Annotated in this window: 5 protein-coding genes; 2 read left to right on the top strand and 3 right to left on the bottom strand. The window is 71.5% G+C overall.

From position 1 onward, the window contains the following. The coding region (locus ACQKIP_RS31145) for a Helicase associated domain protein (RefSeq protein ID WP_427744795.1) at positions 1–2,478 on the top strand (2,478 nt) is incomplete at its 5' end. 355 nt (positions 2,479–2,833) lie between these two features. Here the strand turns inward: ACQKIP_RS31145 and ACQKIP_RS31140 are convergent. Beyond that, positions 2,834–3,616, bottom strand: a complete 783-nt coding sequence (locus ACQKIP_RS31140) for a sulfite exporter TauE/SafE family protein (protein ID WP_365867268.1) — start codon at positions 3,614–3,616, stop codon at positions 2,834–2,836. Between the two features lie 212 nt (positions 3,617–3,828). Here ACQKIP_RS31140 and ACQKIP_RS31135 point away from each other — a divergent pair, with 212 nt between their 5' ends. Continuing rightward, positions 3,829–4,326: a hypothetical protein gene (locus ACQKIP_RS31135; protein WP_365867264.1), complete on the top strand. Its 498-nt coding sequence runs from the start codon at positions 3,829–3,831 to the stop codon at positions 4,324–4,326. A 546-nt stretch (positions 4,327–4,872) separates the two neighbouring features. Here ACQKIP_RS31135 and ACQKIP_RS31130 read toward each other — a convergent pair. Continuing rightward, positions 4,873–6,279, bottom strand: coding sequence for a replication-relaxation family protein (locus ACQKIP_RS31130; RefSeq protein ID WP_365867261.1), 1,407 nt, complete (start codon positions 6,277–6,279; stop codon positions 4,873–4,875). 649 nt (positions 6,280–6,928) lie between these two features. Then, positions 6,929–8,875 carry a MobF family relaxase gene (gene mobF / locus ACQKIP_RS31125; protein WP_365867259.1) on the bottom strand — a complete coding sequence of 649 codons (1,947 nt, stop codon included), beginning with the start codon at positions 8,873–8,875 and terminating at the stop codon, positions 6,929–6,931. Positions 8,876–9,367: the final 492 nt, after the last annotated feature.

Raw genomic sequence — 9,367 nt, 5'->3', positions numbered from 1 at the left:
GCCATTGACGCGGTCGTACGTGCCCTCGAATTGCCTGCAAGATCACTTGTGCCCGAACGAGGACTCCGGACACAGGTGATCATGGCGACCGGGTCCGGGAAAACGCGGGTGGCCGTGCGCAGCGCGGAGGAGCTCCGTGCGGGCCGTGTGCTGGTGCTCGTGCCTTCGCTGGACCTGCTGGCGCAGACCGAGGCCGCGTGGCGCGAGGGAGGCCGCCGGGGTCCGGTGATCGGGGTGTCCTCGCTGCGGGGCGAGGAAGCCTCCTTCCCCAACACCACGGATGCGGACGAGCTGGTGGAGTGGACGAGGGGCCTGGAGAAGGTGACCGTGTTCGCCACGTACGCCTCGCTCGGTCTGGGCACGCTGGAACGCGCGCACGCCGCGGGCCTTCCGGGGTGGTCGCTGATCATCGTGGACGAAGCCCACAGGGTTTCGGGCCGGATCGGGAAGCCATGGGCGGTCGTCCACGACAACCTGAAGATCCCGTCCCTGCGCCGGCTGTACATGACGGCCACGCCCCGGCTGTGGCAGCTCGGGGACGAGGACGAGGCCGGCGCACCCGGCGAGCTGGTGGCGAGCATGGAAGACGACCCCGCGGGCCCCTTCGGGAGCCGGGCGTTCACGTTGACGCTCTCCGAAGCCATCGACCGGGGTATCTGTGCCCCCTACCAGGTCGTCTGCGTCGACGTCACCGACACCCAGCTCCAGGCCGCGCAGCTCCTGGGCGCCGAAAGCCGCTCCGCAGAGGTCCGCGGGGCGCGGCTCGCCGCGCTGCAGACCGCCCTGGTGAAGGCGTCCGCGGAGGAGAACTTCCGGCGCACGCTCGTCTTCCACCACGTCGTCAAAGAGGCCGAAGCCTTCGCGGCCGGCCTTCCCGACGTCGCCGCGCAACTGCACGACACCGACCCCGTCCTGTACCCCGAGACGATCTGGGCCAACTGGCTGTGCGGGGAGCACAAGCCGCTCCACCGCCGCCGCCTCCTCGGGGAGTTCGCCGCCGGGATCGCCGCGGACGGCACGGTCGTGGAGAAGTGCTTCCTGTGCTCGGTGAAGGTTCTGGGCGAGGGCGTCGACACCAAAAACTGCGACTCCGTGTACTGGGCTGACGTACGCGGCTCGATGCCGGATCTGGTCCAGGCTGTGGGGCGGGCGCTGCGGATGCAGCCGGGCGAGGGCAAGACGGCCTCGCTCGTGGTGCCGGTGCTGCTCGGGCCCGGCGAGACAGCCGACAACATGCTCACCTCGAAGGCGTTCGGCGGGTTGGCGAAGCTTTTGGAAGCGCTTAGGGCGCACGACGCCAGGGTCGTGGAGACGCTCGCGGAGCAGCAGGCCCCCAGCCGCTACAAGCCCGTCAGGAAGGACGAGAGCAGCAAGAGCACGGGCGGGAGCGGCGAGGGCTCGGGGAGCGTCAGTGCCCCCGCCAAGGCCCTGCTGAAGTTCTCCGTGCCGCGCGACCCGGCCGCCCTCGCGGCGTTCATCAACCTGCGCGTCCTCAACCCGGAACACGAGCACTGGCGGCGCGGCGTGGAAGCCGCCGTGATCTACCACCGGCTCCACGGCGACCTGCGCGTCCCGTTCACGTTCCGGGTGCCCTCCACCGCCGTCGACGGCCAGGAGGCGGAAGACGAAGGGTGGCCGGCCTCTCTCGCCGCCTTCCCGCTGGGGCAGTGGACCGCCGACGCGCGCCGCTTCTACGCCCGCGGCAGCATGGACGAGGACCGCGTCGAACAGCTGGAGAAGCTCGGCATGATCTGGTCGCACTACGACGTCGCCTGGGAGGAAGGCCTGTCCGCCGCACGCGGATGGGCCGCCGAACACGGCCACCTCCTGGCCCCGCTCGACGCCACCTTCCAGGGCGCGAAGGTGGGCATCTTCCTGAAAAACGCGCGGGCCGCCGCGAGGAAGGCGCAGGAGATCGAGCGGCGGCGCGCGGAGGGGCTGGCGGTTCCGTCGTCGGCCGGGGCGCTGTCGCAGGAGCGGCGTGAGCAGCTGGAGGAGATCGACGCGTCCTGGTGCCCGGCATGGCCGGTGACCTGGCAACGCTGCTTCCACCTGGTGCGGATGCACCTGGACGCCGGTGAGGCGCTGCCCGCGGGGGTGGGTGAGGTTGTACGCCAGGGCGAGGATCTCGGGCGGTGGGTGCAGTCCGTGCGGCTCGGATGGGACGAGCTCACGGTCGTGCAGCAGTGGATGTGCGAGCAGGTCCTCGGGATCGAGTCCGCGAGCGAGGACGAGAAGCCCAAGAGCCGTACGCAGGCCGACAAGTGGGCGATGAACTACCAGGCAGCCAAGCAGTTCTACGAGCGCGAGGGACACCTCCAAGTCCCCCGGAAGCACGTCGAGCGGATCGTCGGCGAGGACCAGGAGGAGCGACAGCACAAGCTGGGGGCATGGACCAGCAACCAGCGCAGCCGGGCGGCAACCCTGACACCGGAACGGGTGGAGCTGCTGTCCGCGATCGGGATGCGGTGGTCGTGACGGCGGGCGTCGTCCTCACCGCGGCCGCCGTGCTCCCGGCCGGCTATCAGCCCGGACGACTGCGCCCCTGGCAGCGGCTGGGCGATTGGGCGGCCGATGAGGTCCGCTTCACCGGGGCGTGGGTCGGGGGCGGCACCGTGCGGCAGGCCGTCGTCGTCCTGGCCCACGTCGTCACCGCGCGCCGCGCACCAGCTGGCGCATCATGCGCACCCCCGCCGCCGGCACTGGCTCTGTACGCGAGAACGGACAGCACTTCGACACCAGTTTGGGAGGTGCCGAGGGCTGACATCGGGGCCGGAATGTTCACGAGTTTCGACAGCGCCCCGGCGCTCCGGCGAGGCTGGGCACCACACGGCTAGTGAAGGATCTGGACTGCGTAGAGGGCGCCGATGCCCGCGGCGAGGGTTCCGAGCAGGAGCCGGAGGGCTGTCTCGGGCAGGTGCGGCTGGAGGTGCGCGCCGAGGTATCCGCCGAGGAGGCCGCCGGCGCCGCAGGACAGGCCCAGCAGCCAGTCGGGGGCGACCTCGCCGGAAGCCGCCAGGGAAAGCAGCGCGTACGTGGCGGCGCCGACGACGGAGGTCACGAAGGTGGACGCCAGGGCGGCGGGCGCGACGGTGGCGACCGGTGCTCCCCGGCCGACGAGGATCGGGCCCAGCAGCGAGCCGCCCCCGATGCCGTAGATGCCGCCGGCCACGCCGACGGCCAGGGCCAGCGCCGTCGTCACGCGGGGCGAAGGCAGGTCCCTGGCCCGGGGTGGGGCCGGGCGTACGGTCCGCAGCCATAGCCACAGCCCGAGCGGCAGGAGCAGCACCGCGATGAGGAGGCGGAAGACCCGCGGGCCGGGAACGGCGAAGACGCGGATCACGGCGCCGACGATGACGCCAGGCACGGTGCCCGCGATCAGCAGCCGGGTCAGCGGCCCGCCCAACTGTCCGGCCCTGCGGTAGCGCAGGAGGGCGCCGGGGCCAGCCACGACGTTGTAGAGCAGGTTCGTGGGTGTCACGGCCGGGCTCGGCACGCCCAGCACGCTGACCTGGACGGGCAGCAGGAAGACCGCTCCGGAGACGCCCACGGGCGCCGTGACGACGGATATCAGGAGCCCGGCGGTGAACCCGAGCAACCCCATCGACCAGTCCACGACGTCCCCCTCGGCACTCTCCATCCGGCACCCGGAACAGGTGCCTCCCGTTCTCGTGAACATCGACCCCGGCCTGATCCAACCGCCTTCCGAGACGGTGAACAACTGCCGTCCAAACTCGTGAACCAAGCCACCGGCACCGTGGTGCCGGTGCCCGTACGCGATCCGGACTGGATCACCCACCGCACCCGCCACAACGAGGGAGGCACCGCGTGAGCACTGAGCAGCACGACGCCGACGGGTACGGCCAGGAGCTGGCTGCAATCAGCCACCACCAGCACGAGGCCACGAGCGCGCGGTTCACCGTCTTCCAGGCCCTGGCCGCCGCCGGGATCGGGCACGAGCAGGCCGACGACATCGTGGCGAAGCTGGAGGCCGGGGCAGTGGCCGGCGCCCACACCTGGATCTCCGAGAGCAGCCCCCTCGCGGGAAGCGCGCACATTCCAGGGCACTGCGGCCGCTCACACCACTTGCGCCCGGTTCACGACCTGCCCCTGGCCGCGGCCCGTTGCGCCGGGAAGCGGCCGGGCAGGGAGATCTCCCGGCTTCCGATCAATGCCGTGTCTCTTCTACCCTCGAAGGCAGGCGAGTTGGGCTCACATCCCGCCGCCCAGCAGGCTCCCTGCCCCCGAGCCTGCGACCCGCCGCCACCAACCAGCTGGAGCCGCATCGCCGACGACACGGCTCCAGCCACCGCCCATCCGGCGTGACAGACAGCAGGGCACTCCCGCGGTCCTGCCCCACCGCCGGGCGGGCACGCGCGCGAGGTCCGATCGAGGGGGAGCCTCGGTCTCTCGCGCCCCCGGCCGTCGCCGCACCCGCGCGGCGGCGGCCGGCCAACTCCCAGACTCCCACCGCCAAGCCGCCCTGTCCCCGGCTCTGGCCTATTCGCCACCCCCGCGGCACCGCATGCAGCAGGCAAGGGTTTCCGCAGGACAACAGCTGTCCGGGGCAAGAAATGCCGCCCGGCAAGAGTCCCCGACCCTGTCCCCTTCCCCCGCCCGGTGCAGCCGGCGAGCCCCCGCTCGGGGTCCGGGCGCGAGGACTCTGCCCACTTCTTCCCCCCACCGCCGCCCCGCAGATGCACCACCCGACAACATGACCGGAACACCTCCGGCAAGCAGCAGGCAAGCGCCGCCCGGGCGTCGTCGGCCGGTGCGGTGTCCGGGTCCAGCGGCCACAGCCCACCCGCTTCCGGCAACCCCTGCTCCCCCACTGTCCCCGGCACAGCCCACCGACGGCGAGGGCTGGCCGGGTCAGGAACGGAAGCGAGAGAGCCAACCACCGCCTGGCTTCTGTAGGCCCGGCTCATCTACCTGCCCCCGCTGCCGGTTCTCCGCCTCCTGCTCCTGATGCTCGCGCTTATCGGCTTCCGCCTGCCACTGGGCTGCCATCGCCCGGCTCTGACAGTCCTCGCACAACTGCGGGTGGGGTTCGCGCGACTGGCTCCAATCCCGTACGTCGACCGCCGCCCACCGTTCGTCGGTGAACTTCCGCCCGCAGTCCGTGCAGACAGGGCGCCGCGCTTCCCGTGCCGCGGCTTCCCGTGTCTCGTGGCGTCGTTGTTCTTCCCTGGCTTGTGCGCGGCGGCGTGCGAGTGCGGCGTCCCGGCGGGGGTTGCCGATCGCGTCCCGGAGCGGCTCGTGGTGGTCGCGGCCGAAGCGCCAGAAGGCGGGCCCGGCCGGGCCGTGTTCGCGCAACAGCTCCAGCGTGGTCGCCACGACCGGAATGCACTTGTCGTAGGAGTGATAGCCGCCATCGCGGTGCCACGTGCCTTGCCAGTGGGAGCGGGTGAGGCCGGCGACCTTCGCCATCTGGCTCTTGGCAGGGCGCTTGCCGACCTGGGAGAAGACGAGCAGGACCGGCGGGTGCACCCGCTCGTAGTCCTCCCACTCGGGTGTGGTCCAGCGGGTGCGCCACATCGGCTTGTCGCGGCCGTCGGTGTCCTTCTCCGTCCGCTGGAAGAACCGCAGGTACTTGTCGAACTTCGCGGCGATCAGGCGAGGTTCCTCGGTGCAGTTGTCGGCCTCGATGAACAGCAGCGGCACACCGTCATCCGGGGCGGTCACGACGATGTCGGCGCGGGCGCTGCCGATCGCGGGGTTCTTCCAGGTCCCCTTCACCGGGAGCGCGACCTCGGTGGCGTAGGAGGTGAGGGAGCCGATCCCGTCCGGTGCGTCGACGGCGGCCCGGGCGGCGGCGACGGCTTCGGCCGGTTCCCTGGCGACCAGGTCGAGGTCGGGCTTGGGCCGGATCAGCGCGATGACCGTCTCGGTCACCGTCATCGGGTGCGAAGCGCCGGAGCGGCCCGCGCCCTTGGGCATGCCGCCCATCTCCTCCGGCTCACGGTCCAGGTCGATCGCGGCAACGGCCAGCCCTTCCTTGGTGAGCAGCCGGACCTCTTCACCGCCCCGGGTGCGGCCGCCGTCGACGGACAGGCCGTGGCGCCGCAGGTCGTTCGCCGCCCCGCGGTGGGCGGCGTTGCGTGCTTCCTTCCGCGCCGACGCCGGCGTCTTCAGGGTGTGCCGGTAGGTCAGGTGCGGCGAGGACAACCGCTGGATCTGGTCGGCGGTCGCGACCTTGAGTACCCCCAGCACGCGCAGCACGTCGCCGCGCAGGTCGTTGGTTGACTTCGCCTCGTTCGCCTTGCGCTTGCCCGTCATCACGCCCGCCCTCCCGTTGCCCGCGTCCGGCCGCCGTCCGGGCTCAGGCCCCCGGCCGTGGAGGGATCCGGCCCTCCGAACCCGATGCTCTCCCCTGCCACCGACAACCAACTCAAGTACTTAGGTAGAGAAGAGGGTTGTGACGGTGCCGCGGAGCTCCCGGAAGCGGTGGTGACCAGCGGGAATTCCGGGTGCGCAGGCGTCGGGCACGGAAGTGGCTTCGGCAGTGGGAACACAAGCGCCGGCGGCAGGAGCCCACCGGGGCTCACCCGCCGCTGCGCTTTGCGCGCCGGTAGCAGGCGACGGGCGGCGACATCGCAGCGAGCAGGGCTCCGCCGTGCTGGACGGGCGCGGGAACCGGAAGAGGCGACGGCGGTCGGGGCTGGTGTGGGCACGGGGGTCTCGTTCCTCCCAGCTGGAGCTGGGGTGGGCGGCAGTTCGTCCCGTCCCGCACACCTGACGCGTGCGGAACGAACGTCACCCTCCGGGACCACCCCTTGACCGCGGTCTGCTCATCCTGGCCCGCGGTGTCCACTTCTCCCCTTGACCACCCCTTGACCGCACGGTTCGCCCGTGGCCGACGCCACACCATTCGTCGCCCTATCCAACGGCGAGCGGCCGGGGGTGCTCGCCGTGCGGCTGTCCCCGCTCATCGGCCAGCTCTTGGCCCGTGGCGTGGATCTGGCTGCTGCCATCCGTGCGCACGCTGGTCGTCCTCACGCACCGGTTGCGGTGCAGCCGCGTCCTCCCGGTCTGCGTACCGGTTCGCCCTCCGGCGGGCTTGGTCGGCTGCCCTTGTGAAGGCGATCTGAAGGCGGCGCAGATGCTCGTCCGTGAGCTCCAGGGCTTGCCGGTCGGTGCTTGAGTCCTGCAGAGCCCGCAGCGCCGCCATCGCCGAATCGTGCTCGTCTCCCAGGTCCGAGTCAGCTGGTTCGGCATCCTGCAGCGTGAGCAACCCTGGCATCGCCGCCTGTTGGTGTGCGACGACGTCGTACGCCTGGCCGCGCGCGGTGGTGGTGCGCAGCTTCTCCCGCACCACTGCGCCGACGAGGACAGCTCGCTCGTACTGCAGCGGGATGCGGGGTATCGGCCACTCCCCCGCGACCTGGGGCGGGGGCCGGGACGCGGCCGGCTCGCCGGGATCGGCCGGGAGTTGCCGGTCCGGGACGAGTGCGGGGGTGGGCGGGCGGCCCGGGGCGGGGAGGTCAGCCAGGGCCCAGCGGGCGGTGTAGAGGCGGTGGCCGGGCTCCAGGCCGCGTGCGGTCATCGGCTCGCTGATGTCCAGGCAATGGGTGGAGGTGGCGGCGGCCACGATCCGGTCGTCCAGGCCGGGGTCGCGGCGGCGTCCGCGCAGGACGAGAGCGAGGTGACGGCGGGCTTCGGCCAGCAGGTGCCTGCGGTGGAACCGGCCGCCACCGTTCATCACGAACACCGTCGCGGTGACGTCGACGGCCGCCAGGGCGACGTCGACCACGGCGGCGACCCGGGCCCGGATCGCCGCAGCCGCGGCACGGGCGCACTCCAGCAGGGAGTTGATGACGTCGGCGGCCACCCCGGAGGTGCGGATCGCACTCGCCTTCCACGACGCACGCAGCTGCGTGAGCGGCCGGGCCGGCTGCTTCGGCGGGCGCGTCTTCCGGGCGGCCATCTGGTTCAGCTTGGCGCGGGCCCGCTCGGAGACCACGGGCAAGAACTTCAGATCGCCGTCGTCGTCGACGGCGGTGACGTACTCGTGCTCCAGCTCTGCCAGGCATGCGGCGATCTGGTCACTGCGCCGGGAGGTCCAGCGGATCAGCGTATGCGGCACCCCGGCGATCTCCATCACAGGCCGGCGCCCCGGGGTGACGGTGCGCGGCTCGGTCGCCAGCCCCAGCGCCTCGCAGACCTCAGCGGCCACGAACTCGTTGTAGAGCGCGGAGGCGGCCACGGTGTTCTCGTGCAGGGCCGTGGTGTGGATCGACCCCCACTTCCCGTCCAGACGCTGCCCCTTCACGGACAGAAGCAGATGGTCATGAAGCAAGGGCCTTTCGGAGCGCGCCTCGTAGTGGCGGAAGCGCGCGGCGACCAGACCGCCGGGCGGGTGCACCCGGTAGACCCCGTCTTTGCCGTAGCGGATCACCGCTACCTCGTCCTCGATCCACTCCAACACCCGCTCGATCGCCCGCTCGTGCGCGATCTCGATCGCCCGCTGCGTCTCCTCGTCCCCCAGCGCCCACAACAGGTAGATCGTCGGCTGCGGCCGGAAGACGAAGTCGACGCCGACAACCGTCACCCGGCGACCGAGGGCGCCGGCCTTGAATGCCTTCTTCGGGGAGTCGCCTTTGGCGAGCCGGTCGGCCTCGATCCGGTCCGCGTACGGGTGTCGGCCCCGCTTGCCGAAGAGGTTCCGCAAGTGCGCCTCGGTGACCTCCTGTCCCGGTGTCAATCCGAGCGCGGCCAGGCCGCGGCCCATCCAGCGCCCGGCCGGGACACCAGCTTGCTCCTGGGCCTCGCGCAGCGGCATGGCGGCCGGGCGGCGGCCGTCGCCGACAACGGTCTGCCGCAGGTAGTAGCGATACACCTGACCGGCTCGGACGATCTTGATATCCACTGTCATGCAGACCACGCCACACGGCCCCGACCTGCAAGGAAAGGCCGATCAGCGGTACGTCCCGCCAGGCGGGAGCAGCGGACGGGCTTTCTTCCCGAGTGCCCGTCAGGCGGGAAACGGTCCCGGGCCGGAAGCGAATGTCATCGCTCTCCGGCAGCCTGATCAGGTTCAAGGAGGAGTAGCACGGCCTAGGGTCCGCGGCCCCAGTCACCCCCCTATTGGTGCAGTCCACGGCGTGGTCATGCCGGTCAGGTCGACCGTGGCTCTACGATCAGCGTCTGCCGGTCTCTGTCGCGGAGGCCCGGTGGGCACCCCGTCGGGCCCGGACTGACGGAGGCTGTGCAGAGAGGGTGTGGGGCGCCCACTTCGCGACGTACAAGGTTTCGTCGTCTTCGCGATACTGAGCGACCGTCTGGGTAGTGCCCCGCTGTGTGGTGTAGAGAGCCGGACTGCTTGGGTCCGGATGCAAGCCGGCGCCCAGAACCTCGAGCGGCTTGC

This window comes from Streptomyces sp. NPDC059900 (assembly GCF_050270335.1).
GTDB lineage: Bacteria > Actinomycetota > Actinomycetes > Streptomycetales > Streptomycetaceae > Streptomyces.
Note: the sequence above shows the minus strand (reverse complement) of the source record. Positions and strands in the feature narration are given on the sequence as shown.

Excerpts from the sequence above, each read along its gene's own strand:
- ACQKIP_RS31130 (WP_365867261.1), bottom strand. The coding sequence starts at position 6,279 with ATGACGGGCAAGCGCAAGGCGAACGAGGCGAAGTCAACCAACGACCTG.
- mobF (WP_365867259.1), bottom strand. The coding sequence starts at position 8,875 with ATGACAGTGGATATCAAGATCGTCCGAGCCGGTCAGGTGTATCGCTAC.